Origin of the sequence: Microcoleus sp. AR_TQ3_B6, from assembly GCF_036702785.1 — a bacterium.
GTDB lineage: Bacteria > Cyanobacteriota > Cyanobacteriia > Cyanobacteriales > Microcoleaceae > Microcoleus.
The window spans coordinates 66727-93008 of record NZ_JAUBVJ010000025.1 but is presented as its reverse complement, the minus strand read 5'-3'; the positions used below and the strand labels follow the sequence as shown (position 1 = coordinate 93008).

The window sequence follows — 26282 nt, the reverse complement described above, 5'->3', positions numbered from 1 at the left end:
AGTTGGTAGGCTTTCTCAATGCGTTGGCAGATATCCTGTACAGCTTGAGAGCCGACCGTTTGCCAGAACGCTTTACGCTTTCTGTGTTTGGCAATATGCGATTGAAGTTTTGCACAATTCAAATGCTTTCCCCACATCCGGCAGTACCGTTTATGGAGTGCAATGCAATGGTTATAAATCACTCCGGCAGCAGTGATACTGCGCTTAAGGTGTTTATTCCGCTTGCTTTGATATAGCTTGAACTTCAATGTTTTCATACTGATTACGATCGCATAATAGGATAGCAATTGGGTAGCCAAATGACCAGAGAAAGATTAAGCGTTCATATTGCAGTGACTGGAGTTTAGACTAAAAAAGAGAGAAAGGTGGCAAAAGAAAAACTTGAGCCACCGTTAAGGAGAGAATGAGGGTGAAAAATAAAACCCATCCACTCCCTAAATGAACAGTGAACGATTAAAGGACTTTCGTCAAGCAGCATACGAGTTATTGGTGCGAGCGAAGGATGCAACATTCGAGCTGATAGATGCAGTGATGACCACCAGGAATGCGTCATGTTTAGCGGAATTTTCGCTCAGTCCGTTATTCAGTCGTCAATGGTCAAGCATATACGAAGCCTTACAAGACAGTAGGCCAGACCGGAGAAAACTAATGGAGTTGTATATTAAGCAATTAGAGCAGGAAGCACCTGCAATGGAACATATGTTAGTAGCAATCGACCATACCGCATGGGGGAGACCAGATGCTAAAACATTAAAAGACAGAACCCATGAATATCAGGGGGGCGTAATTATTGGACAAGGATACAGCACAATTGCGTGGATACCCGAAGCAGAAGGAAGTTGGGCACTACCGTTGCTGCACGAACGGATGAGCAGTGCAGAATCCCCAATACAAAAAGCGGCAACACAACTGAAGCTGGTCTGCCAACAGAGCGTCAATCCAGTATTAGCAGTTTTAGACCGAGAATATGGCAATGCAAGTTGGGTACTAGCGATAGCAGATATTGAAGCTGATTGTTTAATGAGAGTCCGAAGCAATGCCTGCTTGTGGTCAGCACCACCAGCCTATAGTGGTCGCGGCAGACCACGGAAACACGGGCCCAAAATCAAGCTCAACGACCCAACCACATGGCTCGAAGCGGATACTGTGATTGAAATTGACGAACATCCGCAGTTGGGACCAGTCCGAGTTAGGCAATGGCTTGACTTACATTTTTATCGTGCAGCAGGACAGAGAGTCAATTTAATCCTTGTGGAAAGAATGAATCTCATGTCAAGCGGTCAGCCGTTTCCACCCTTGTGGTTGGCTTGGGTCGGAGAGCGCACTCTACCCTTAGAAACTGTTTGGTTTAAGTATTTACGACGTTTTGGAGTGGATCATTGGTATAGATTTGCTAAGCAACGATTACATTGGACATTACCTAACTTAAGAACTCCCGAACAATCAGAGCGGTGGAGCGATTTAATGCCGTTGATGAGTTGGCAACTCTGGCTGGCTAAGGACTTAGTGGTCGAGAATCGATTGCCTTGGCAATCTGCTAGTATCAATTTAACTCCTGGACGTGTTGCCCAATCAATGTTGTCGATTTTAGTTGACATTGGTACTCCGGCTCAACTGCCTAAACATAGGGGAAAATCACCTGGTTGGGAAAAAGGAAAGGCACGTACTAAAGCACCGTACTATCCCACTGTTAAAAAACGGGTTTCTCGACGAAAAAAATCTTCAAAATTAGCTGTTTAATCTTCTAGCTCTTGAGTTGTTGAGTAACAGCTTGCCTTCTAGTGAAAGGCAGCTACTTTTAGCTGCGACCATTGTTTAGTCTAAACTCCAGGCAGTGAGTCGGTTAGAGAAATTGCGGAGAATTGCCAAGCAAGAAGAAAAACAATGACTCAACTTATAGAAAACTGGATTGACAAACTCAAAGAGAAAAAGCCGTCCTAGAAGGACGGGGCTTTAAACCCAGCTTTTTGGTAAAGAAGTCCTTAAAGGCTGTCGCCGCCAAAAAAGCTTTTTGCTGTTCGGGTCGCTTGGTCTCCACAATCTCAGCAATGGTGTGGAAGAAGCGCCACACCCCAGGATCGATGTAATAGCGGAAGCTGAAATCAATACTACCCAAATCCCCAACGCATCTGAGGCAAAATTTTAGATAAAGAAAGCCCAGCTCGCTCTCACCATCCCAAAGCAACAAATTCTTGAGATGGGCTGTCGCTTAAGGATGAGTTTAGGGGATCGATCGCCCATCTAACTCATAAGTTTTGTAGAAAACCCGGCCTGTGACTTGGAGAAATATCCATTTTGCACCTGCATGACAGCCAAAAAGATTGTGCTAGAATCCTCAATACATAGTCGTAGGTTGGGCACAGGCCGAGAAGAGCAATCTTCTTGCAGTCTAGGGGAGGTTGTAGGTCAGCCACCATTTGGGTCTTCCCAGTTGAAAGCCATCCTGCAACGGCAGCCTAGAATCTGCAACCGCTTTTCCAGTGCGGCAGAGCGGTTGGGAGTGTCACGCTAGAATAAGCAGTACGAGTAGGGACTTAGGCTCAGCCCTGTCCCTACGAGAACAAAAACGCTCGTTGTGCGAGCGTGACCTCGAAACGGGCACTTAGCAGCAGGTGATGGGAATAAATCATGTTTGAACGCTTCACAGAAAAAGCAATAAAAGTAATCATGTTGGCCCAGGAAGAAGCTCGCCGCCTGGGTCACAACTTCGTAGGGACAGAACAGATCCTCCTGGGTCTGATCGGTGAAGGAACCGGGGTTGCAGCTAAAGTCCTCAAATCAATGGGGGTTAACCTCAAAGACGCTCGGATTGAAGTGGAAAAAATCATCGGGCGCGGTTCCGGCTTCGTAGCAGTAGAAATTCCGTTCACCCCCCGCGCCAAGCGGGTTCTAGAACTATCCCTAGAAGAAGCTCGCCAACTCGGACACAACTACATCGGCACCGAACACCTGCTGCTGGGCCTGATCCGGGAAGGTGAAGGAGTAGCGGCTAGAGTCTTAGAAAATCTGGGAGTAGACTTGTCGAAAGTCCGTACCCAAGTGATTCGGATGCTGGGAGAAACCGCAGAAGTCGCAGCCACTGGCGGCGGCGCTCGCACCAAAACCCCAACCCTCGACGAATTTGGAGCCAACCTCACTCAAATGGCGGTCGATGGGAAACTAGACCCAGTAGTCGGACGCCAAAAAGAAATCGAACGGGTAATTCAAATCCTCGGTCGCCGCACCAAAAATAACCCGGTGCTGATCGGGGAACCCGGAGTCGGCAAAACGGCGATCGCCGAAGGTCTCGCCCAGCGCATCGCTAACAACGATATCCCAGACATCCTCGAAGAAAAGCGCGTCGTTACCCTCGACATCGGCTTGCTGGTTGCGGGGACGAAATACCGGGGCGAATTTGAAGAACGCCTTAAAAAAATCATGGACGAAATCCGCACTGCGGGTAACGTGATTTTGGTGATAGACGAAGTACACACTTTGATCGGTGCAGGTGCGGCTGAAGGGGCGATCGACGCAGCCAACATTCTCAAGCCGGCTTTGGCAAGAGGCGAGCTCCAGTGTATCGGCGCTACCACCCTCGACGAGTACCGCAAGCACATCGAGCGCGATGCAGCCCTAGAACGGCGCTTCCAGCCGGTCATGGTCGGCGAACCCACCGTGGACGAGACGATCGAGATTCTCTTCGGTCTGCGGGAACGCTACGAACAGCACCACAAGCTGAAAATCTTGGACACGGCATTGGAAGCTGCAGCGAAACTCTCTCACCGGTACATCTCCGACCGCTTCCTCCCAGACAAAGCAATTGACTTGGTAGACGAAGCTGGTTCCAGAGTCCGCTTGATCAACTCCCAACTGCCCCCCGCAGCCAAAGAACTTGACAAAGAACTGCGCCAAGTCCTCAAAGATAAAGACGAAGCGGTGCGTTCTCAAGACTTTGACAAAGCCGGTGAATTGCGCGATCGGGAAATGACCATCAAAGCCGAAATTCGCGCTATTTCCCAAGCCAAAAAAACCGACTCGGCCCGCACCGGCGAAACCGACCCATCGCCAGTAGTCACCGAAGAAGATATCGCTCAAATCGTGGCAAGCTGGACGGGCGTGCCGGTAAACAAACTGACCGAATCCGAATCCGAAAAGCTGCTGCACATGGAAGATACCTTGCACCAGCGCTTGATCGGCCAGGAAGAAGCAGTGAAAGCCGTTTCCCGCGCCATCCGTCGCGCTCGCGTAGGCTTGAAAAATCCCAATCGCCCGATCGCCAGTTTCATCTTCTCCGGGCCCACAGGCGTCGGCAAAACCGAACTCACCAAAGCCCTAGCCGGCTACTTCTTCGGTTCCGAAGACGCGATGATTCGGCTGGATATGTCCGAATACATGGAACGGCACACCGTCTCCAAACTCATCGGTTCTCCTCCAGGCTACGTCGGCTACAACGAAGGCGGCCAACTCACAGAAGCAGTCCGGCGCCGTCCTTACACCGTGGTGCTGTTCGACGAAATCGAAAAAGCCCACCCCGATGTCTTCAATATGCTGCTGCAAATATTGGAAGACGGCCGCTTAACAGATGCCAAAGGTCGCACCGTGGACTTCAAGAACACGCTGCTGATTATGACCTCCAACATCGGTTCTAAGGTGATTGAAAAAGGCGGCGGCGGCCTCGGCTTCGAGTTCAGCGAAAACCAAACCGATGCCAATTACAACCGCATTCGCTCCTTGGTTAACGAAGAACTCAAAAACTACTTCCGCCCCGAATTCCTCAACCGCTTAGACGAAATTATCGTCTTCCGCCAGTTGAACAGGGAAGAAGTGAAGGAAATTGCCGTCATTATGCTCAAAGAAGTGTTCGGCCGCTTGACAGAACAGGGCATCACCCTGGAAGTGACCGAAAAATTCAAAGAACGGCTGGTAGAAGAAGGCTACAACCCCAGCTACGGAGCCAGACCCCTGCGCCGCGCTATCATGCGGTTGTTGGAAGACAGTTTGGCTGAGGAAATCCTTTCTGGCCGCGTCAAAGACGGCGATACCGCTGTTGTGGATGTGGGCGAGGACGGAGTTATCAAGGTAGTGCAAGGTCAAAAGCGGGAATTGCTGCCCCAAGGCGCTGAGTAAGATTGAGTGGGGTGCGATCGCGAGTAAAGTTTTGAAATAACCAATCTCGCGGTCGCCAATAATTCAAAATCCTCACGTAAAAAAGGTAGAGAATTTAAATTCTCTGCCTTTTTTATGAGTTAATATCAATCAAAGATTTATTGGATAAATCTTTGAGCGATCGGGAAACCGCAGATGCAACGCAGATTCCTTTTAAAATAGTTTGCAAAGGGATGCACTTCAAGTCTAGTAATTAACCGACATACTTCAATGGTAAGCTTTGCTGCATTTAAATTGTATATTTGGGGCGGGTTAGCGTGCCGTACCCACTCAGGGTTGGATAATTTCTTGAGATGCAATTTATATCATTTCCGGTTACAGCGGAATGATGTTGACGGTCAACAGTCAACAGTCAACAGTCAACAGTCAACAGTCAACAGTCAACAGTCACCAGTCAACTCGAATTTACTATTCCGATGCTAACGGATTTGATATTAAATTCTGAGCGAGCTTAATCAGATAATTAGTGGCAACTATATAGCGAGGACTTTCATGACATCTGAAAAAAATAATTTGGGTACAAAAGTAGCAGAAAATCCGCCTGAAACCTGGTGGCAGAAAGCGTGGAAGTCGAGCTTTGAAAATCTTCAGATAGTGATTATTGCTTTGAGTTTAGCAATAGTTATTCGAGCGTTGGTCGCCGAACCGCGCTACATACCCTCAGATTCTATGGTACCAACTCTCCACGTGGGCGATCGCGTCGTAGTCGAAAAGATATCCTACCACCTCCAACCGCCAAAAACTGGCGACATTGTAGTATTTTCCCCGCCCGAACAGTTGCAAGAACAAGGCTTTACCCAAGACCAAGCATTCATCAAGCGGATAATTGGCTTACCGGGTCAAACCGTCGCTGTTAAAAAAGGTTTAGTTTATCTCAACGACCAACCCCTCGTCGAAAAATATATTGCCGAACCTCCTAAATACCAGTGGGGACCTTATCGCGTCCCTGAAAATGAATACTTTGTGATGGGAGACAACCGCAACAACAGCAACGACTCCAGCAGGTGGGGATTTTTACCTAAGCAGAATATCATCGGCCGTGCTGTAGTGCGGTTTTGGCCCCTAGAACGCATCGGGGAAGTTTGAAGTCCGTTGACAGTTGACTGTTGACAGTTGACTGTTGACAGTTGACTGTTGAATGTTGACATCGCAAGCCGCCCAATGCCCATGCCTTATGCTGTACGGAAATTTCTACTTATTCTTGTGCCTTAAGGGGTAGGGACTTCCTCCGGCAACTGATAAAATAGTACAAAAAGCAGCGGGATTTCTCGCCTAGATCGAAATTAGTAGAATATTAAAAAGTTAGGAAAGCTATGGGATTTTTTGATTCAGAAATTGTTCAGCAAGAAGCCAAGCTGTTGTTTGAAGACTATCAATCTCTCATCAAACTAGGCGGCAATTACGGCAAATTCGATCGCGAAGGCAAGAAAATGTTCATCGCTCAGATGGAATCAATGATGGAGCGCTACCGTATTTTTATGAAGCGCTTCGAGCTGTCGGAGGACTTCATGGCTCAGATGACTGTAGAGCAGTTAAAAACACAGCTCAATCAATTTGGCATCACGCCCCAGCAGATGTTTGAGCAAATGAACTCAACCCTGGAGCGGATGAAATCTGAGCTGGAAAAACAACCCTAGCGAGCAAAAGGAAGAAGGAAGTTCGTCAACGGATTCTGTAACGGATGTAACGGATGTCAGGAAGAAGGAAGAAGGAAGAAAAAGAAAGTATTCCCAATGCCCAATGCCCTGCGCGGGTCAATGCCCAATGCCCAATGACTAATGACTAATGACTAATGACTAATGACTAATGACTAATGACTAATGACTGATAATTAAGGCCGCTCAAAAGCTGAAGCAGGTTTGAAATTTTCTGGGGGAACACCTTCCAAAGCTTGGCTCATAAAATCGCGCCAAACAGGGGCGACAATCCCACCGCCAGTAGCACCGTAGCTCATCGGTCTATAATTGTCGTTGCCCATCCAAACAGCCACGGACAACTGCGGCACGTAACCCACAAACCAGATATCCCGTTCTGAGGAAGTTGTACCAGTTTTCCCAGCAGCAGGCCGCCCAAGTTGAGCCGCCCTTGCTGTTCCGTTGTTAATTACCCCTTGGAGGGCGCTGTTGACAGATGCCGCCGCCCAGGAATTGAGAACTAATTTGGGTTTGGGCGTATTGTCGAGCAAGACGTTGCCGCTGCTGTCAGTAACTTGCACGATAAACGTGGTGTCAGAATGCCAGCCGTTGTTGGCGAAGGTAGCAAAAGCTCCGGCCATTTCTAAAGGAGTTAGGTCAACGGCACCCAAGGGTAAAGAAACCACCGGTTCCATCGGACTTCTGATGCCGAGTACGCGGCAAATCTCAATCACTTTATTCAATCCGACTTCTTGGCCAAGCTTGACGGCGGGAATGTTCAGAGATACTTCCAAAGCTCTGCGGATGCTGACGGCACCGGAGAAGCCGCCGCCGTAGTTTTGAGGGTAGTAGTAGCCGTCGCCGTCGCGGTAGCCGACAGGGGAGTCGTAGACAACTGAATCCGGGCCGTATTTGCCGCTAGCAAAGGCAGCGTAGTAGACAAAAGGCTTAAAAGAAGATCCGGGCTGGCGGCGTGCTTGAATGGCGCGGTTGAACTGACTCTTTTCGTAATCGACGCCGCCAACCATTGCTTTGACGAAGTGGGTGCGGGGATCGACGGCGGCTAGGGCAATTTGACCTTCGTCGCGGTCGTAAAACAGCCCTTGGTTGTAAAGCCTTTCGTGCCAGGCTTTGACGGTTTCTTCGGCTATGCGCTGCATTTTGAGGTCGATCGTGGTTTGAACGCGCATTCCTCCCTTAAGCACGGCATCTCGCCCGAAACGCCTCGTCAGTTCCTGGACTACGGCTTGTGTTACGTAAGGAACTTGAGAGCCGCCAAAAGAGGTAATTTTGCCTAGCTTAATTTTTTCCCCTCGGGCTGCTGTCTCTTGTTCCGGCGTAATCCATTTGAGCTCCTTCATGCGCTTTAAAACGATTTCCTGCCGCTCTTTTGCCAACTTGTAATTGACGAAAGGACTGTATTCTTCGGGGGCAGAAATTAAGCCGGCCAGCATGGCTGCTTCTGAAAGAGTCAAATTATTTGCTGACTTGTTGAAATAGCTTCGAGAGGCTGTCTCTACCCCGTACAAGTTGTGACCTAAGTAGATTTGATTCAGGTATAGTTGCAGAATTTGGTCTTTGTTGAGAATTTGCTCCAAGCGGATAGACATTACCGCTTCAGCTACCTTGCGACTAAATTTTGACTGGGGAGAAAGAAACAGGTTCTTGACTAGCTGCATAGTCATAGTCGATCCGCCTTCAACGGTTCTACCTTTCTCTAGGTTGACTATGAGAGCTCGGGCTATCCCGCCGGGGTTGATGCCTTTGTGGGTAAAAAAGTTGCTATCTTCGATCGCCAGAACAGCTCGTTTCAGGTTCGGGGAGATTTGGTCAAGGGGTACGACATCCCGGTTGGCTTCGTCGTGGATGCTAGCTAGGGGCTTGCCGTTGATGTCGTAAATGTGGGTAGTTTCTGTAGGAGAGTAGGTTTGCAAGATCCGAACATCTGGCAAATTGCGGAAGCTGATCGCTAAGCCAACCAGTCCGCCAGCGACTACGGAACTGGCAAGCATTGTCATGCTGAGTATGGTTCCGGCGGTCACTTTACTGACTGACTGAACAAACTCGAATAGGGGGGCTGAGTTTTCCGTGTTTTTGCGGACTGCGTTGGTTGACACGTGGATTTCACTTCCTCACTCGATTTGGGGTTTAAGACTTTTAATTTTAGATGGGAACCCTAGAGACTGTCAGTCGATTTTAGATTTTAGATTTTAGATTTTAGATTTATTCCACAGATGAATCTGGGAGTTTGAACAATAGTCTAAAATTTGGGGATCTCCACGACTGTTGTCGGGGGCTTGTATCCGTTTTTGGGCGGGGTCAGCTAATGAAAGTCGGTCAGCTTTAGGATTATAGTAGCTGGATAGTTATGTTTTTATGCGTCAACCAGTGAGTGTAACTAATTCTGCTGCACTTTGGCAAAATATGATGGACGATCGCTCCCCGATGATAACTCCTAACCTTTCAGCGCTTTACCGCGGCGTCAGCGAGATTTTTCCCGATCGACCTGATTCTAGCAACCCTGACGAAAATTTAGCCCAACTGCTGGCAAAAGTCGATCGACCGTTGCGCGTCAAACTCGGAATTGACCCGACAGGCAGTGACATTCACTTGGGACACAGCATTTGCATCCGCAAGCTGCGAGCTTTTCAGGATGCCGGTCACACAGCGGTACTAGTCATCGGAGATTTTACCGCAAGAATTGGCGATCCGACAGGGAAATCCGAGATGCGCAGCCAGTTGACGGCCGAACAAGTGGCGGAAAATGCCAAGACTTATTTAGACCAAGTGCGTCCGATTCTAGATTTTGACACAGCCGGGCGTTTGGAAATTCGCTATAACTCCGAGTGGTTGTCAAAATTGGACTTGGCGAAGATTTTGGAACTGCTGGGGACGATGACAGTGCAGCAGATGCTCGCTAAAGAGGGATTTGATAACAGGATGCAGCAGGAAAATCCAATTTATCTGCATGAGTTTCTGTATCCCTTAATGCAGGGTTACGATTCGGTGGCTTTGGAAGCGGATGTGGAGTTGGGGGGAACTGACCAAAAGTTTAATCTTGCGGTGGGGAGAGATTTGCAGCGGCATTTTGGGATGAAACCGCAGTTTGGTATGCTGATGCCGATTTTGATCGGGACTGACGGGGTTCAGAAGATGTCAAAGTCTTTGAACAATTATGTGGGTTTGTCGGAAGACCCGCTGACGATGTATTCTAAGTTGGAGAAAATTGCTGATAGTTCGATCGCCCAGTATTTTGAACTGTTGACAGACTTGCCGCTTGATGAATTGCCAGAAAATCCGCGAGAAAAACAGAAACTTTTGGCTGTGGAGGTGGTGCGCCAGTATCGGGGGAAGGAAGCAGCCGATCGCGCACAACAAGATGCAATTGCGCTAGTTAAAGGTGCTGCGGGACAAGCTGATGCTGTGGCGGAGTTTTCTTTGGCAAACGTCCAGTTTCCGGCTAAGTTGTTTTATATTCTGAGTGCTAGCGGGCTTTGTAAAAGTAGCGGTGATGCGCGGAAGTTGATGCAGGGCGGTGGGGTGAAGTTGGAGGGCGAGCGAGTTTCTGATGTTAATCTTACTTTTGAATCACCGGCTGATTTATGCGGTAAGGTTTTGCAGGTTGGGAAGAATAAGTTTGTGCGATTGGTGTCTTGAATCTCTATTTTTTAACCGCAGATGAAGGCGGATGAACGCTGATGAACGCTGATAATCGAATTATTGTTGCTTTGGATGTTTCGAGTCAATTCGAGGCGATCGCACTTCTGGACAAACTCCCGCAAGTATCTTTCTGGAAAGTCGGTTTGGAACTGTTTGTGAGCTCGGGGCCGGGGATTTTGGAAATTTTAAAACAGCGGCAAAAACGGATTTTTCTGGATTTGAAGTTTCACGATATCCCGAATACTGTGGCTGGTGCTTGTCGTGCTGCTGCTAAGTATAATGTGGATTTATTGACTATCCATTCTACTTGTGGTAAAGATGCTTTGAAAGCGGCACAGTTGGCTTTGACTGAAGGGGCGGCGGCTGTCGCTCAACCGACTCCTAAGTTGATTGCAATTACCCTGTTAACGAGTTTGAATTCGCGACAGTTGGCTTTTGACTTAAAAATACCTTTGGAGTTGCCTGAATATGCTTTGCACATGGCATTGTTGGCTAAGGAAACGGGTTTAGCTGGGGCTGTTTGTTCTCCGCAAGAAGTGGAACAGTTAAGAATGAGTTGCGGGGATGATTTTCTGTTAGTTTGTCCCGGTGTGCGTCCGACCTGGGCCGATGGAGGCGATCAAAAACGATCGATGACTCCAAAGGCCGCTTTAAAAGCTGGTGCGGATTATCTGGTGATTGGGCGGCCAATTACTGCTGCGCCCGATCCAGTGGCGGCTTTTACCCGTATTTGTCAAGAGTTGGAGTAACAATAGAAATGTTGTTTTTTACCGCCGATAAAAGCCGATGAACGCCAAGAGAATTTTATCTGCGTTCATCTGTGTGTATCTGCTGATATCTGCGGTTGCAACTCCGACTTTGGCAGTTAATTTTGTGACAAATCATACTAACAGTATCAATGCCAGTCGGTATGATTTGTTAGTGCGATCGCCCTGTCCCGCTGATTTAGAAACTTTGGTCGATCGTCTGTTGCAAGATTTGCCGAGTTATGCAAATCGCGTAATTGTGCGATCGCGCTTTTCTCCTAAAACTTCTACACCGCCCGGTTACGCGCTGCCTCACATAATTTTAGCCGGTCGCCCGGAGTTTGAACCGTTACCTTTAAATTCTGGGGATGCACTTCCTAAAAATGCTAGTCAAGTTTTTATTACTACTTTGGAACGGCAGTATCGCGGGGGAAAGTCAGTCGAAATTCAGCAATATCATTGGTTATTTTTCACTAAAAAGGAGAACGGCTGGGAGTTGGCAAAAATCGTTTCTCGGTTTGGTACTGCGGCGGATATTCGTCCTTTATTAGGTCAAGATAGTCAAAGCGAAATTGCTGAAGCTATTCGTTTGTGGTTGCGCGATTGTCATGCAAAGGGGGCGGGTTTTTGAGATTGTGGGTAAAGAGGAGAGATTGTTGGTGAAACCCGCCCCTACAAATCAATAACAAAAATTGATTAGAATTGCTCTTTAAATTCGTCTAGTTTAGCCTTGATGAGTTGCATATCTTGCCACATAAACCATTTCGGACTTTCCGGTTCGCGGGAGGGGTTTCGCAGCAAGTACGACGGGTGAAAAATTGGCATACACAAACGATTTTCCCATTCAATCCATTGACCTCTAATTTTACTAATCGGCCGCTTATCGCTTAGCAAACCTTTCAGGGCTGTTGCACCGGTTAATAAAATAATTTTGGGGTCTAAGATGCGAATTTGTTCGAGCAAGTAAGGTTTGCAAGCGTCGATTTCTTTTGCTGTCGGAGGGCGGTTGTTGGGAGGGCGACATTTGATGACGTTGGCAATGAATACGTCGGTTTCTGGACTCAATCCCACGGATTCTAAAATCTTATCTAACAGTTGGCCCGATCGCCCGACGAAGGGCAATCCGGTTTCGTCTTCGTTTTGTCCGGGCGCTTCTCCCACAATCAAAATTGAGGCTTGAGGATTGCCGCGCCCGATGACGGCGTGAGTGCGGCTGTTGCCCAATTCGCAGCGGTAGCAGCGATTGCAGTGCTCGCCGATTTGTTCCATATTTTGATAAGTGCCCGAAGGAATGGGAATTTTGGCATTGGCTGGTATTGAGTCAGTTTGGAAAGTGGCACTTTGATTGTTGTCAAAAAGGCTCAGTTGCAAGTCGCTGGACATAAATTTTACCAAAAAACTGGGTTTAAAGCCCCGTCCTTTTAGGACGGCTTTGTGCTACCATTTTAACGTAGCGACTTCCTACGTAAAATGTTTGTCTTAGAGTTCAAGGCTAAAGGAAGACCAAATCAGTACGTCGCAATAGACGAGGCAATTAGAACTGCTCAGTTTGTTCGCAACAAATGCATCCGTTTCTGGATCGACAACCAAGGCGTAGGGCAGAAAGAACTGTATCGTCACAGTACCGTACTCAGAGAAGAGTTTTCCTTTGTCAAATCATTAAACTCTAGTGCTTGCCAAGCGTCGGTGGAAAGAGCTTATTCTGCGATTGCTCGGTTCTACGATAACTGTAAGAAAGCTGTTCCCGGAAAGAAAGGATATCCGCAGTTCAAGCAAAACAGTCGCTCAGTTGAATATAAAGTCAGTGGTTGGAAACTCTCTGAAACGCGGAAACAAATCACGTTCACCGACAAGAAGGGGATTGGTAAGCTCAAACTCAAAGGAACGTGGGATCTAAACTTCTACCAACTCGATCAAGTAAAACGAGTGCGGTTGATACGTCGTGCTGACGGCTACTATGTTCAGTTTTTGATCGGTGCAGATAACAAAGTAGATACAACTCCGAAAGGTAAAACAGTTGGCTTAGATGTTGGACTTAAAGAGTTTTATACCGACTCTGACGGTCTGTGCGAACCTAATCCTAAGTTTTATCTAACAAGCGAAAAACGGTTGAAGTTTAGACAACGCCGTGTTTCGCGCAAGAAGAAAGGCTCGGCCAACCGCAAGAAAGCCATTAATAGACTAGGACGAGTACACCTCAAAATAAGTAGGCAGCGGGAAGAACACGCTAAGAAACTGGCGCGTTGCGTAATCCAATCTAACGATTTGGTCGCCTACGAAAATTTGAGGATTAAAAATCTAGTTAAAAATCACTGTCTCGCTAAATCAATTAATGATGCGGGTTGGTATCAATTTAGGAAGTGGTTAGAATATTTTGGAGTGAAGTTTGGTCGGGTGACAGTCGCTGTCAATCCAGCCTACACATCACAAAAATGCTCTAACTGCGGTGCAATCGTCAAAAAATCCCTATCCGTAAGAACCCATGTTTGTGAATGTGGATTTGTTATGGATAGGGATTGGAACGCTGCGATCAATATCCTGAAATCAGCCTTAAGTACGGTAGGGCATACCGGAACTTGGGTCAAAGACCCGAACGCTTTGGGAGATTCGACCTCTACTTTGGCTGGAGAAATCCTGTCTGAGCAAGTTGGGTCTATGAACAAAGAATCCCCGCTGCTGAGTGCACGGGGAGTGTCAAAATTAGGGAGATTTTTTTGAGTCTAGAGTTTATAGTTTAGATCGGGTTTGGTGATTTGAGATTGGCTAGAAGCTTGTATGGGAGGCTGTCGATGGCACAATCTCCAATTGTTTGGTTGAGATCGTACAGGCAAAAATATGTTCTCTAACCCGTTTTTTGACGATCGCGCCGATGCTGGCGAAAAACTGGCCGAGGCAGTTCTGGGCGAGCTCGGCAAGTTGAATTTAAAGGCACAGGAGGCTGTGAAACCGATTGTTTATGCCTTGCCGCGCGGGGGTTTGCCCGTTGCTGTGCCGATTGCGCGCCGCTTGGGCTGTCCTTTGGATGTGGTGGTCGCTAAGAAAATTACTCGCCCAGATAATTTAGAATTGGCGATCGGGGCTGCAACTGCTGACGGTCACGTCCTCTGGGAAAAGCAAAAGCAGCAGAATTGGCGCTTGCAAAAATCAGCATTGCCGGTGGCTCAAAATAATGCTCAATCTCTGCTGGCACATTTGTCTCCGGGACGCCCCAATGTCAGCGCGGCGGGGGCTTTGGCGATTTTGGTAGATGACGGCATTGCTACGGGGATGACGATGGCTGTGGCGGCTAAGGCTTTGCAGTCGCAGGAACCGGCGGCTTTGTGGATTTGCGCGCCTGTGGCCCCGGCAGATTTGATGGGATTTTTGGCGGGAATGGGCGATAAGGCGATCGTTCTGGAGACTCCTCACCCTTTTTACAGTGTCAGTCGCTTTTACGGGCAATTTCCGCAGGTTGAGACGGCGGAGGCTTTAAGGTGTTTGCAGCAACAAACAGAATGGCGATCGTAGGTTAAGCTAGAAGGCTAAATCCAAAAGCTCGATCGCTAGAACATGAGACCTTGGCAATATTGGTTCGACACTTTGATTCTGTCTACTCAGCACAATCCGCCTCGCTTTGTTGAGTTGGTGATGTTGACTTTGGCTATGATTTTGCTCGGGCTGTGGAGTGTAACTTTGCAGTGGCAGTATTTAACGCTCTCTTTGAGTTATATAATTGGTTCGTCTTTTTCAATTTTGGTGCGGGAATCCCTGGGCCCGCGACCTCAATTTCAGCTAACTCACCTGACAGCTTTGTTGTTATTAATTATCAGTTTTTATAGTTTTGCTGAACTGATTAGATAGTTAAGGCAGTTTTGATTTGTAGAGGCGGGTTTTACAATGTCATTGCGAAGGGGGTGAAGCAATAGCATAACTTATATAGCCATCCTCAGCGGGTTGTGAACTAGATGTTTTTTTGAACGAACCGCGAAGACGCCAAGGACGCGAAGGAAGAGAAGAGAAGATCCAGAGTTCACAAATCATTAGCTATCATCCTACATTCTCATGGAATTGATGTAAAATTATGCGGTTGCCGGCAGGATCGAAGGCGTAAATTTCTAGACCGTGAGAAGCTTTGATAATTTCTCCGCTGGGCGGATAACCTAAAGCCCAAATTCGGGCGATCGCAGTTTCGATATCGCTGACTTCCAAACACAAACTCATGCCTGTTTTTGCTCGATTGGCAAATTCCGATTTGTGGGAATCTTTGGGTTTGAATATGCCGAGTCTTAAGCCCTTGAGTTGAAATTCAGCATAAGTATTGGGAATGTAAGGGTTTGGTTCTATGTCGAGAAACTTTGTGTAAAATTTAACGAGAACTTCTTTATCAAGGTCTGCTAAAGTCACTAGGGCGGCGCTGTATTGGAAACTCATATAAATTGGTAATTGGGAATTAGTAAGGGGTAATTGGTAATATTATTATAACTTTATCTCTATTTAAAATCCTCCAATTCGTCCGACTATTTGGATTTTACCTTGTGGAGATCCTTTGAGAATCACAGCTTCGCCACTTTGCGGTACAATATCAGTAATCGCGGTAATATTTACTTGATGCGTTACCATAATAATCGCGCCTTTTGTGTTGCGGTTGTCAACAATTAATTTGCGAATTGCTGCTGTTTGTCTGGCTTCTTTGCTGCTGTCGCTAAAGAACGAGTTCAAGGCTGGGAACGGTTCGACTTTGCCTAAATTTATTAATTTTGCTGTTTCTAAACACCGACACCACTGACTCGATAAAACTCTGGCAACTTTGATGTTGCGGTTGCGCAATTCGGCTCCAATTTGTTTGGCTTGGGTTCTTCCCTGTGCTGATAAATTGCGCTGAGTGGAACAGTCACCCAACTTAAAGTTAGCAGGATCTCCCGTACCTGGGGCGATCGCGTGTCGCATTGCTACCACCAACCCTGTCTCGTCCCGCTGCAACAATTGCCACCCTGCTTGAGTTTGCGCCTTGGTTGCTGCGTCAGAACTTGCAGTTGCAGTAATTAAGCCGATCGACAATACTAAAGCTAGCGACCCGAAAAACCATTTCCACTTGAGGTAAATCCGCCCAGCCATTGTTGCAGAATTTAGAAATTAACTTATCATATTACCATACAACAAATATTGCTTTATGGAACTCACCAATTTTATTGCTCTGTCTGTCATTGTTGCCCTCGTGCTGGGGATTGGGTTGGGAACAATGACTTGGGCTTACTTCGGCAAGGGCAGCATTTCTGTACTCTTTAAAGAACCAATTTTAACTAACCCAGAATTTCCAGATACCGACAGCGGCAGCAAAGCTTCCGTTTATTTCCAACAAGGAATTGAGGCTTATCAGTCGGGAAATTACCGCAAAGCTAAAGATAAATTTACCAGCGCTTTAGAACTAATTTCCACTTTGCCAGAAGCTTACCACAATCGCGCCTTGGCTTTGGCAAATTTGCGATCGGATGACGAGGCTGTTGCAGATTTGATCCGTGCCAGCGAATTATACCAACAGCAGGGGACTGGATTTGCTATCGACACGATTAAACAAAATCTTGCCGCCTTGAAACAGCGCAAATTAGAACGAGAAAAACAAAAAGCAGTAGCAACCTAAATTATTAGGTTCTGTCCGTGGAACTCAACCAAACCCTAGATTTTGGGTTGGAAAAACCCGGTTTCTTTAGTGTGGTTGGAAGAAACCGGGTTGGTTTGCATAATTTTTATGAGAGTTGAAAATCAAGATTTAACCTTCTCCCGCTCAACTAAATTGTTCTGGTATCTTCTATTTGGTCGATTTTAGCAATCATCATTTCTCGGCTAGATGCCACCACTCGATAATTAGTAATTGGATCGTAAGCTTCCCACTCTTGAGTCACTTCGCTGTCTTGCCACAAAAACCATTCCCGGTAAATTTCGCCGTCATCAATGTCGCCGCACAAGGGAAGCCAATCATCTCCTCCCAAGCTATCAAAGTCTCCTCCTACTAAGTCAATCCAAGCTGCAACAATACAAGATTCAATAGCACTATTATCAAAAGTAATTGCGTTAGATTTGAGAGAAGTTTCGGGAAAGCAAAGTGTGGATTTCATAAGCTGTACCTGAATGTTATGTTATTAATTTATAAAAGATTCCTCAACGGCAGTGACAGCAGAATGCCACTATCCTAACCTCCACAGTTCCCACAATAAAAAAACCTTGACCCCCAAAGCGCTCAAGTGTCTCTGCCGTATAGCTTGAGAGCGCTTTGAGTCAAGTCGCGACAGAGGCACAATTGAGCCAATTGACCAACTGGCACAGCAGAAAGCCCGATCGACCAAATATTGCTAGGGAAGGATCGCGCGCCTTCAGGGGCGAAGACAGCGCAACTGACAATTGTATACTGGGTAAGTTGGCGAGTTTCAGTACAGTTTTTGTGGTAAAATTAGGAGCAACCGGACTTTGGTACCGACAGCCCGGTTTTGTCAAAAGCTTTCAAAAGATGGTGCGATCGCCAGTTTTGATTTATTGTTAATTTTGCCAAGTCCCGATCGACTGTTAGGGAAAAAAATTATGCAAGCAAGCAACCAAGAAAGAATTATCGATCTGACAATCCACTATACCAACGGCAAACAGCAACACTTCCAGTTCATTGCGCCAGAGGGAACAGTAGGAGAGCAAGCAACTTTAGGCACTCGCCTGCACAAAATGTTGACGGCAGACCCGATAATTATCGAATTGGCAGATAAACTGGTAGTTATCCCAGTTCACAACATACAAAGTATTGAAATATCCCCGATTCCTTCCAAATTGCCAGAGGGTGTCCTTCACCCAATGCGAGAAATCAAGAAATAGCTAAGCTGTTCTGCATCCAAATTCTACAGAAAAGGCGGGCTGAATACCCATGTCATCCAGAGTTTGAATAAACATAAATGTACCAATTAAAGGCGCAACAAGTTATTACAAATAACGATAAAAATAAAAAAATGTTGCGGGCAGTGAAACCTGTTCCGCAAAAAAAAAGTGCAATAGTAGACAAACTCCCAACACTTATAGCCTCACTAATTTCTAATCTAAAATCTAAAATCTAAAATCTAAAATCTAAAATCCCATGACGATATAGCGGTTCTCGGAAAGATGAGGTATTCACCAATTAATTAACAATTCCCCAATCCCCCAATCTAAAATCTAAAATCTAAAATCTAAAATCTAAACTTGTACCTCATATATCTGAGAAAGGCTATATCTCACATGAGTGAGGGGAATAATTGCAGGTTGCGCCGACTTTAACTTACCTAAAAAAATGCTAGAACTCCACTGTCACACTACTTATTCCGACGGCACTCTCACCCCTGCAGAACTCGTAGCCGCCGCCGCGTCCTCGGGGGTTCGCGCCTTGGCCGTCACCGATCACGATACGATGTCGGGTTGGGATGAAGCCTTCGCCGCTGCTGCTTTGTACGCTATCGAAATAGTCCCCGGACTCGAACTCAGTACAGTTCACAACGGCCGATCGCTGCACATTTTAGGTTTTTATCCCGATGCAAATAAGTTGCAAGTTCCTTTGGACGATCGCCTGCAAGGAAGGTTTCGCCGATCGCAGGAAATGGTGGAAAAATTAGCAGCAATGGGATACGCGATCGAACTGCCAAAAACATCCCCAGGAATGGCACCGGGACGGCCTCACATTGCCTCTGCGCTGGTAAAAGCCGGTCACGCCAAATCATCGCGGGAAGCCTTCGATCGCTGGCTGGGAGATGACGGCCCGGCCTACGTGCATTACGAGAAATTCTCGATCGCCGAAGGCATTGATTTATTGCGAAGTTGCGGCGCAGTCCCAGTTTGGGCTCACCCTTATTTATTTCGCGGCGGCGGTGTTGAGGAAGTCTTAAAAGAATTAGTAGATGCTGGTTTAATGGGAGTTGAAGTATACCATCCCACCCATAGTTCTAGCCAAATCCAAAAGTTGAAAGATTGGTGTATTCATTACGGTTTGCTGGCAACTGGTGGCAGCGATTATCACGGCCCCGATCCTGAAAGGAAACCAGCAGATAGCACCCAATTGAATATGCTGCATTTGCCGCTAAAATTGCTCGAACCGATTAAAGTTGCTGCGGCGAGTTTGAAATAGTTTCTTAGGACGAATTTGGGCGACGTATTCAGTTGTCAAAAAAAGGAATCGTTGGCTTTTTGAGTGAGGGATTTGCTCGAAGTAAGTCATCAGGAGAAGACCGAGGTCAAGCAGAATATAAATTAATATGAAGTTAAAGGCAATTGCAGGCGAGTTGATTTTACAATGTTCCTAAAGCAACTTGCCAAACGGAGCTTATTATGAGTGCAGAAGACAGAGCAAAGGCGATCGGCAAAAATTTAGAAGGCAAAGCTCAGGAAATTTTCGGCAACATCACGGGTAACAGAAAAGACCAGGTTGAAGGCAAAGCCAAACAAGCGGAAGCCGCCGCCCGCCACGCAGCAGAAGATGTGAAAGATGCGGTGAAAAATATCTCAGATAAGGCCAAAAGGTCGATCGACAAATTGTAGAAACCGCGCTATACCAAATCCTGGCTAATAGAATTCGCTTCATATCAAACCCTGTGTCATCAATTGGGTTTGATATGATTTATTTTGAGAATTTGCATAAAACTGGCTGACTCCTGCGATATCCCTTCAGAAGCGCAATGGAGAAGTCCCTATGATGATTGATTTTACAACGGAAACAGAGAAAGTTTGGTACAAGTCTCCTGCGATTGTAGCTGCTGTAGGTGCAAGCTCGATCGCCCTTTTGGCTTTCATTTACCCAGAATTCGCCGCTCAACCCATCGTACACTACCGCGCGGACGATAATTCCCTGTCAGCCGATCGCTACAACTTGCAGCGGCAAACCCACTGTCAACTCAGCAGCCAACATTATAAACCCGGAGATACCGCTGTCAGCATTCCTTTTGCCGATCGCCCCGTCGTCACTCAACCCGTCTCAATTTTCAACAGTTTGACGCTGATGGGGGAATGTCAGAAGAATGCGCGATCGATTACCAATCACCAACCCGGAACTCCTCTGATTCCCTTACTAGAAAGAGCTAAACTTGCGATTCAACAACAGCATCAAACCAACAAAAATCCGGCTATCCTCACCATTTTAGCAAATGCTTTTGAGCCTCGTCAAGGGGAGCGGGCGATTGATTTTAGTCGAGTCAAAGCGTTAGTTGATGACATTGAAAAACAGGGAGTGGTTATCTTTTTTATCGTGCCGTCTGGTCAATTATACGAAAATTTGACTGACGAGTTGAGCGGCAAAGCGAGCGTTTGTGTTTTAGATGAGGGTCAAGATGAAAACTCGGTTAGGCGCTCGATGACACCTTGTATTGATGCGGCTTTTAATCGAGCGCGAAAACTGGCCACAAAATCCAATTAATCAGATTTGTATTCAGGACTTACAGCAGATTCCACGTTAATCAAGTGCGCCCTCAAGCGAGCGATCGCTGTAGGGAAACGGCACTGCCGTGTCCTCTATCTTTGGTATGTAGCTCACTTACCTAAAAAATGCTGTAAATCCTGCTTTTCCCGACTTTATTCCTCTTATTCTTCTGTCCACGAAGGTGGACTGTGTTTGTATAGAAGCGGTTTCAACCGCCGAGTCCGAGCGAGGATTTCTAACTCGGTTTCGTATTAATGTTTTTGAGTGGATTTTCGCTACTCGCTGTGGGATTTAAATCCCTAGCGGTTTATATAGCAATCCTAAATGATTCTACTCGTTACCAGGAAGAGCCTGGTAACGCAGATCCGGAGGCTCTGCCTCCATTATCTCCGGCGAGGCAGAGCAAGAGTGACATTGATTCCCAGGCAGAGCCTGGAAGTTAACCAGTTATTGAAACTGATGCGAGGATTGCTATAGCACCAAACAATCAATCTTCTAAAACATTCCCGAATTCTGCATAACCCGAGCATCTGTACCGACACTCTCTTAAGACGCCAAACAATCGAGGTAAATTCTATGAACTATTCTCGCAATTCTCACAACAATTATAATCACATTCTTGTCTCGTGGCGATACCTACCTGAAGACTTAATCAAAATGCTTGTGGAACAAACTCAATCCCAAATGAGTCAGTGGGAAAAACAAGATGCAGAAGGAGAAGTAGCCAAAAATCGGATTAACGATTTAACTCCTTCTGCCAAGCGCACCCACAATCCTGAAACCAAGAAAGTGGTTAACATTCTTGTAGCCGCGATGAGCGCGATTACCTTTAGTGCGGGAGGGCAAATTCTGACATCTCGCTTGGGTCCTTTGAGCATTCCCGCAAGTTTGGTAATTGGCGGCGCGGCGGGGATTTTAGCAGATAAGAAAGTGATGCAAGTGGTGGAGCACGCTCGCAAGAAAAGCAGCAGTCAGCAAGCCTTGAAGGATATCGACAAACAAAAACAAGCTCATCCCCCTAAAAATGAATTTTGCGAACTTTATTACCAAAGTCAAACGGCTTTAGTGCTGCAAGTGGAAGGGCAAAATTTGCGATCGCAATCTCCAACTAATGTAGTTTTAGCTCTTGGATTGAGCGGCACGGAATACGCGATGTCTCTGGGGATTGTGATTGGGTTGGGATTGCCGGGGGGAATTGTCTTAAATGCGATCGCAGCTAGTTTACCAGTAGTCATGCTCTGGACGGCCGCTTCCCTGCAAAATGACGCCTTTGAAATGCCTCAGCACGATCGGGCTTTAATCGGCCAATACGAACATCACGTCCCCCTGGAGATTGTCGAAGTCGAAGCAAATCAGATTGCGGGCATCGACGAAGAAATTGCTCTCAAACAGCGAGAACTCGCTTACCAACAAGCCTTAGAGGTGCGCCGCGAGAAATTTGTCAGCGAAGGCGATACCAGCGGGCGTTTGAAGAATTGGGAAATGGTCGAAGCTGACTTTGAAATCAGTTGGTATTCAGAAGAAAAGCAGCAAGTCGAAAAGGAACTGGACGAAAAACGCGAGCAGCGGTACTTTCAACTCAAAGCAGATATTGCTCAAATTCCCGAACAGTATCAAGCGCCCGTCGGTACTTATTCACCGGCACAAATGACCGAGTTAAAAGCTCAATGGGTGCAAGCAAAAGAGGAAGAAGTGAAAGAGAGTTTTGCCCACGATATTCAGTGGATGAATCACAAATACGGCAACAAAATCAAGCATTTAGACGAAGAAATTGCCACGGCTAAGTGGCGGTATTCCGAAGCCAAATCTCGCGGGCGGGAAGAACGGAATTCTGCTGTCGGGAATACTGTTTGATGAGCTCCGGGTAAGGACACGGCAATGCCTTTGTCCCTACGGATGAAATACAGGACACGGCAATGCCGTTTCCCTACAGATTTCTTCGGGTAGGGAAACGGCACTGCCGTGTCCTCCTAGATGCCAGGGACACCGAAAGCACCGCCTCTACATCACACGCGACTCCGGGTAAAGACAAAGGCTTTCGCCGTTTCCCTACGGATTTCTCCGGGTAGGGAAACGGCACTGCCGTGTCCTCACGTCAGGGACACCGGAAGCACCGCCTCTACATGACACCCGACTCCGGCTAAGGACACGGCAATCGGGTGTCCCCACAGATTTCTCCGGGTAGGGAAACGGCACTGCCGTGTCCTCACGTCAGGGACACCGGAAGCACCGCCTCTACATGACACCCGACTCCGGCTAAGGACACGGCAATCGGGTGTCCCCACAGATTTCTCCGGGTAGGGAAACGGCACTGCCGTGTCCTCACAGATGCCAGGGACACGGGAAGGCGGAAACCGGGAGACAGAAAAAAAATTTCCTGCAATTCTGCCTAAAGCCGCCAACGCCTGCGATATCAATGTATCAACACGCAAAAACGCGACTATGACGAGAGATGATGCCCCCGTCGAATCTTTAGAGGGTTTGGATTCTGTCGAAGCAAGTTTTAACTGGCTGCTTCTACCCGTCACGGGTGGGGAATTCAAACCGATTGGCTTGCATTTGTTATTGCTGACACGTTACAGCGCTATTTTTTCTGCGATAATTCCATTATCCCGATGCTATCCAAATGCGCCTGTGAATAACGATGAAAAGTTACGCGAACTCTTACAACTCTTGAAAGACTCCGAAAAGGGGAGTCATGAACAAAAAAGACTCACAAACGAATTGAGCCGACTCATTCCCCAATTAACTGGATTTCGCAAGACTCGCGATGCTAATCCTAATATTGATTTTGAGGGAGCAGTGAATGAGGCCTATGGCGGTTTTTTCAAAACGTTTCCTACGTTTTTACACCAACTTGACCTCGACAATAATGCTGAGCAGTTGCGAGAGAGGCTTGTTAGGCGGTTCAATCAAATTATTAAGAATAAACTTGCTGATCAATACCGCAAGTTAAATCAGCAGCCTTTTACTGTTAGTTTGAATGCTCCGATTAAGAGCAAGAAAGGTGAAGACTTTGATTCGGAAGGAGTGCCAGACGATACCACAGAAATTGGGATTGAGCAACTCATTGAGCGAGAACAAGCTCAAAATAGGCAGCACATTGGTCGCCAAGTGTGGCAGTATATCGAAGAAGACCCGGAGCGAGAACTGCGAGACAGTTATCCCAATGAAAAAATAGATAAGAAGCGACCTAATACCCCCGATAATCGCCGTCCCCGCCCCGATGCAAATTGTCACGTACTCGCACTGCGCTTGCTGTTAAAAGACCCTCCTGATGACTTGTCTGCAATTTCCCGAGAGATTAATATCCCCCGTCCAACCCTCGATTCTCACTGGAAAAGAAAAGGTCAGGAACTTGTCAAAAAGATGGCGACTAACTTCGGATATGAACCGGAGAATGACCCTGAATAATTAGAGATACTTTGTTGTTAGAAATTTCTCTAAATCCAACTGCACGTAAGTTAGCCCTTCAATTTGCTTCTGAGCAAGCTAATTCGCAAAAAGGCAAGCGAGTTTATTTCAATACCCTTGCTGTTTGGGCAGTTAACTATTTTTTGGAAGGGTTGGAGGTAGAAACCGATATTAATGGTGGCGATAGTTGGCAACCAGAAATTCGGGAAATTTTAGATGTCGCTGATTTAGTGTTACCAGGACTGGGCAAGGTAGAATGTCGGCCAGTTATCATACAAGAACAAGTGATGGCTCTATCGCCAGAAGTCAGGCAAGATCGAATTGCTTACGTTGCAGTTCAGTTTGCCGAACCTTTCGATCGAGTCAAACTTGTGGGATTTATGACCCCTGTTGAAGCGAACGAGTTTTCCGATAAAATTCCTTTGAGATATCTCAGACCAATTGAGGAATTTTTAGACTATTTACACCATATTGAAATAGCAATTCCTACATCTCAAGAAGCTATAGTAGAGATTGTTAATAATGATGAACGACGGATCGCCGCCTATCTCAACCTGATTGAGTTACTTCTTTCCTGTCCCAGCGGCGAGGAGATGAATATTCTTAACGGAAACCAAGATTTAATTGATGTAAAATTGCTGCAAGTAATGGAAGCAGTAGCTGAAAAATTGACTGAAAATGGTCAAATAAATGAGGCTAATTTTTTGCAAAAAATCGCCACCGCACAATTGGCAAATGTCGATAATTCAGTCAATTATGAAGATTATTTATCTTTCTTGATGGAGGCCTTGCAGACTACAGCAGAAAGTCAAGCTAATCCTGCAATTGTTTATCCATTTTTTCAAGAAAATTTGGATAAACTAAATCTAAGTTTGAGTCAAATATTGCAATGTTGGTTAACCACTAACTTGAAAGAATTATCTTCACAAGAAGCTGAATTTATTGCAGGTACTATTGGTAACTTTGGTAATTTAATTCAGCAGTTTCCTTTAGGCAGGCTGGCATGGAATTTAGAAATTGGAATCACCTGTTATACGGCAGCTTTAGAAGTCTACAGCTTTGAAGTATTTCCCGTCAAATGGGCAACGACTCAAAATAATCTAGGGAATGTCTACTTAGATAGAATTATGGGAGAAAAAGCTGATAACATCGAGATGGCAATCGATTATTATAAGGCTGCCTTACAAGTTCTTACCCGCGACAATTTTCCCGTCAAATGGGCAACGACTCAAAATAATTTAGGAAATGCTTACAGTGATAGAATTAGGGGAGAAAAAGCATATAATATTGAAAATGCGATCGCTTTTTATCAGTCTGCCTTAGAGGTCCGCACTTACGAACAATTTCCTCAAGATTGGGCAGGGAGTCAAAATAATTTGGGTGCTGCCTACAGAGACAGAATTATGGGAGAAAAGGCTCACAATATAGAACAAGCGATTATTTGTTACGAGTCTGCTTTGATAGTCTACACCCGCGAACAGTTTCCTCAACAATGGGCAATGACTCGAAATAATTTGGGTACTGCCTTCAATAACAGAATTATGGGAGAAAAGGCTCATAATATTGAACAAGCGATTATTTGTTACGAGTCTGCTTTAAGAGTCTACACCTACGAAGATTTTCCTCAAGATTGGGCAATGATTCAAAATAATTTGGGGAATGCCTACAGTTACAGAATAGAAGGAGTCAGGGCGGCGAATATTGAATCGGCGATTTCCTGTTATCGGTCAGCTTTACAAGTCTACACCCGCGAGAATTATCCCGAAGATTGGGCAATGACTCAAAACAATTTGGGGAATGCCTACAGTTACAGAATAGAAGAAGTCAGGGCGGCGAATATTGAATCGGCGATTTCCTGTTATCGGTCAGCTTTAGAAGTCTACACCCGCGAGAATTATCCCGAAAAATGGGCAATGACTCAAAACAATTTGAGTACTGCCTACAGTAACAGAATAGAAGGAGTCAGGGTGGCGAATATTGAATTGGCGATTTCCTGTTATCGGTCAGCTTTAGAAGTCCGTACCCGCGAGAATTATCCCGAAGATTGGGCAGGGACTCAAAACAATTTGGGGACTGCCTACAGAGACAGAATAGAAGGAGTCAGGGCGGCGAATATTGAATCGGCGATCGCCTGTTATCGGTCAGCTTTAGAAGTCTACACCCGCGAGAATTATCCCGAAGATTGGGCAATGACTCAAAACAATTTGGGGAATGCCTACAGAGACAGAATAGAAGGAGTCAGGGCGGCGAATATTGAATCGGCGATCGCCTGTTATCGGTCAGCTTTAG

Annotated in this window: 26 protein-coding genes; 20 read left to right on the top strand and 6 right to left on the bottom strand. The window is 46.4% G+C overall.

Annotated elements, in window-relative coordinates; genetic code table 11:
* The coding region (locus tag QUB56_RS14745; RefSeq protein WP_332956044.1) for a hypothetical protein at positions 1 to 236 on the top strand (236 nt) is incomplete at its 5' end.
* Between the two features lie 202 nt (positions 237 to 438).
* On the top strand, positions 439 to 1740 hold the full coding sequence (locus tag QUB56_RS14740; RefSeq protein ID WP_332956043.1) for an NF041680 family putative transposase: 1302 nt from the start codon (positions 439 to 441) through the stop codon (positions 1738 to 1740).
* A gap of 178 nt (positions 1741 to 1918) precedes the next feature.
* On the opposite strand, the gene QUB56_RS14735 is transcribed toward QUB56_RS14740, so the two are convergent.
* Positions 1919 to 2116, bottom strand: coding sequence for a hypothetical protein (locus QUB56_RS14735; RefSeq protein WP_332956042.1), 198 nt, complete (start codon positions 2114 to 2116; stop codon positions 1919 to 1921).
* Positions 2117 to 2628: 512 nt separating this feature from the next.
* On the opposite strand from QUB56_RS14735, the gene QUB56_RS14730 reads away from it, so the two are divergent.
* From QUB56_RS14730 to QUB56_RS14720, 3 genes are all read left to right on the top strand, one after another.
* A complete protein-coding gene (locus QUB56_RS14730) occupies positions 2629 to 5106 on the top strand; it encodes an ATP-dependent Clp protease ATP-binding subunit (RefSeq protein ID WP_332956041.1) in 2478 nt (825 codons plus the stop codon).
* A gap of 531 nt (positions 5107 to 5637) precedes the next feature.
* Positions 5638 to 6231: a signal peptidase I gene (gene lepB / locus QUB56_RS14725; protein ID WP_332956040.1), complete on the top strand. Its 594-nt coding sequence runs from the start codon at positions 5638 to 5640 to the stop codon at positions 6229 to 6231.
* Between the two features lie 227 nt (positions 6232 to 6458).
* Positions 6459 to 6782 (top strand): DUF1825 family protein, encoded by a 324-nt coding sequence (locus QUB56_RS14720; RefSeq protein WP_332956039.1) that lies wholly within the window; start codon positions 6459 to 6461, stop codon positions 6780 to 6782.
* Between the two features lie 194 nt (positions 6783 to 6976).
* On the opposite strand, the gene QUB56_RS14715 is transcribed toward QUB56_RS14720, so the two are convergent.
* The gene (locus QUB56_RS14715; protein WP_332956038.1) at positions 6977 to 8896 is read right to left on the bottom strand and encodes a transglycosylase domain-containing protein; all 1920 of its coding nucleotides are present in this window, start codon (positions 8894 to 8896) and stop codon (positions 6977 to 6979) included.
* A gap of 307 nt (positions 8897 to 9203) precedes the next feature.
* Here QUB56_RS14715 and tyrS point away from each other — a divergent pair, with 307 nt between their 5' ends.
* From tyrS to QUB56_RS14700, 3 genes are read left to right on the top strand one after another with little or no spacing between them, the layout of a single operon-like run.
* Positions 9204 to 10436 (top strand): tyrosine--tRNA ligase, encoded by a 1233-nt coding sequence (tyrS, locus tag QUB56_RS14710; RefSeq protein ID WP_332956045.1) that lies wholly within the window; start codon positions 9204 to 9206, stop codon positions 10434 to 10436.
* 41 nt (positions 10437 to 10477) lie between these two features.
* The gene (gene pyrF, locus QUB56_RS14705; RefSeq protein WP_332956037.1) at positions 10478 to 11188 is read left to right on the top strand and encodes an orotidine-5'-phosphate decarboxylase; all 711 of its coding nucleotides are present in this window, start codon (positions 10478 to 10480) and stop codon (positions 11186 to 11188) included.
* 37 nt (positions 11189 to 11225) lie between these two features.
* Entirely contained in the window at positions 11226 to 11816 is a 591-nt protein-coding gene (locus QUB56_RS14700) for a hypothetical protein (RefSeq protein ID WP_332956036.1), read from the top strand.
* Between the two features lie 65 nt (positions 11817 to 11881).
* On the opposite strand, the gene QUB56_RS14695 is transcribed toward QUB56_RS14700, so the two are convergent.
* Entirely contained in the window at positions 11882 to 12568 is a 687-nt protein-coding gene (locus QUB56_RS14695) for a uracil-DNA glycosylase (protein WP_332956035.1), read from the bottom strand.
* 87 nt (positions 12569 to 12655) lie between these two features.
* Between QUB56_RS14695 and QUB56_RS14690 the strand changes: the two genes are divergently transcribed.
* From QUB56_RS14690 to QUB56_RS14680, 3 genes are all read left to right on the top strand, one after another.
* Positions 12656 to 13903, top strand: a complete 1248-nt coding sequence (locus QUB56_RS14690) for a transposase (RefSeq protein ID WP_332956034.1) — start codon at positions 12656 to 12658, stop codon at positions 13901 to 13903.
* 117 nt (positions 13904 to 14020) lie between these two features.
* Positions 14021 to 14692 (top strand): phosphoribosyltransferase family protein, encoded by a 672-nt coding sequence (locus QUB56_RS14685; RefSeq protein WP_332956033.1) that lies wholly within the window; start codon positions 14021 to 14023, stop codon positions 14690 to 14692.
* Positions 14693 to 14734: 42 nt separating this feature from the next.
* Entirely contained in the window at positions 14735 to 15025 is a 291-nt protein-coding gene (locus tag QUB56_RS14680; RefSeq protein WP_332956032.1) for a hypothetical protein, read from the top strand.
* A 186-nt stretch (positions 15026 to 15211) separates the two neighbouring features.
* Here the strand turns inward: QUB56_RS14680 and QUB56_RS14675 are convergent, their stop codons facing one another.
* Together QUB56_RS14675 and QUB56_RS14670 are read right to left on the bottom strand one after the other, a co-directional pair.
* The gene (locus QUB56_RS14675; RefSeq protein ID WP_332956031.1) at positions 15212 to 15595 is read right to left on the bottom strand and encodes a VOC family protein; all 384 of its coding nucleotides are present in this window, start codon (positions 15593 to 15595) and stop codon (positions 15212 to 15214) included.
* A gap of 63 nt (positions 15596 to 15658) precedes the next feature.
* Positions 15659 to 16279, bottom strand: a complete 621-nt coding sequence (locus QUB56_RS14670; RefSeq protein ID WP_332956029.1) for a histidine phosphatase family protein — start codon at positions 16277 to 16279, stop codon at positions 15659 to 15661.
* Between the two features lie 55 nt (positions 16280 to 16334).
* Between QUB56_RS14670 and QUB56_RS14665 the strand changes: the two genes are divergently transcribed.
* On the top strand, positions 16335 to 16802 hold the full coding sequence (locus QUB56_RS14665) for a hypothetical protein (protein ID WP_332956028.1): 468 nt from the start codon (positions 16335 to 16337) through the stop codon (positions 16800 to 16802).
* A gap of 148 nt (positions 16803 to 16950) precedes the next feature.
* Here QUB56_RS14665 and QUB56_RS14660 read toward each other — a convergent pair whose 3' ends face one another.
* A complete protein-coding gene (locus QUB56_RS14660; protein WP_332956027.1) occupies positions 16951 to 17277 on the bottom strand; it encodes a hypothetical protein in 327 nt (108 codons plus the stop codon).
* Positions 17278 to 17432: 155 nt separating this feature from the next.
* Here QUB56_RS14660 and QUB56_RS14655 point away from each other — a divergent pair, with 155 nt between their 5' ends.
* The 8 genes from QUB56_RS14655 to QUB56_RS14620 form a co-directional block, all read left to right on the top strand.
* Positions 17433 to 17699, top strand: a complete 267-nt coding sequence (locus tag QUB56_RS14655) for a hypothetical protein (RefSeq protein WP_332956026.1) — start codon at positions 17433 to 17435, stop codon at positions 17697 to 17699.
* A gap of 38 nt (positions 17700 to 17737) precedes the next feature.
* A complete protein-coding gene (locus QUB56_RS14650; RefSeq protein ID WP_332956024.1) occupies positions 17738 to 18019 on the top strand; it encodes a hypothetical protein in 282 nt (93 codons plus the stop codon).
* A gap of 448 nt (positions 18020 to 18467) precedes the next feature.
* Positions 18468 to 19295, top strand: a complete 828-nt coding sequence (locus QUB56_RS14645) for a PHP domain-containing protein (protein WP_332956023.1) — start codon at positions 18468 to 18470, stop codon at positions 19293 to 19295.
* A 200-nt stretch (positions 19296 to 19495) separates the two neighbouring features.
* On the top strand, positions 19496 to 19705 hold the full coding sequence (locus QUB56_RS14640; protein WP_332956022.1) for a CsbD family protein: 210 nt from the start codon (positions 19496 to 19498) through the stop codon (positions 19703 to 19705).
* A 151-nt stretch (positions 19706 to 19856) separates the two neighbouring features.
* A complete protein-coding gene (locus tag QUB56_RS14635; protein WP_332956021.1) occupies positions 19857 to 20576 on the top strand; it encodes a hypothetical protein in 720 nt (239 codons plus the stop codon).
* Between the two features lie 579 nt (positions 20577 to 21155).
* A complete protein-coding gene (locus QUB56_RS14630) occupies positions 21156 to 22433 on the top strand; it encodes a hypothetical protein (protein WP_332956020.1) in 1278 nt (425 codons plus the stop codon).
* A gap of 474 nt (positions 22434 to 22907) precedes the next feature.
* Positions 22908 to 23993: a hypothetical protein gene (locus QUB56_RS14625; RefSeq protein ID WP_332956019.1), complete on the top strand. Its 1086-nt coding sequence runs from the start codon at positions 22908 to 22910 to the stop codon at positions 23991 to 23993.
* 14 nt (positions 23994 to 24007) lie between these two features.
* A partial coding sequence (locus QUB56_RS14620) for a DUF1822 family protein (RefSeq protein WP_332956017.1) occupies positions 24008 to 26282 on the top strand: 2275 nt, incomplete at its 3' end.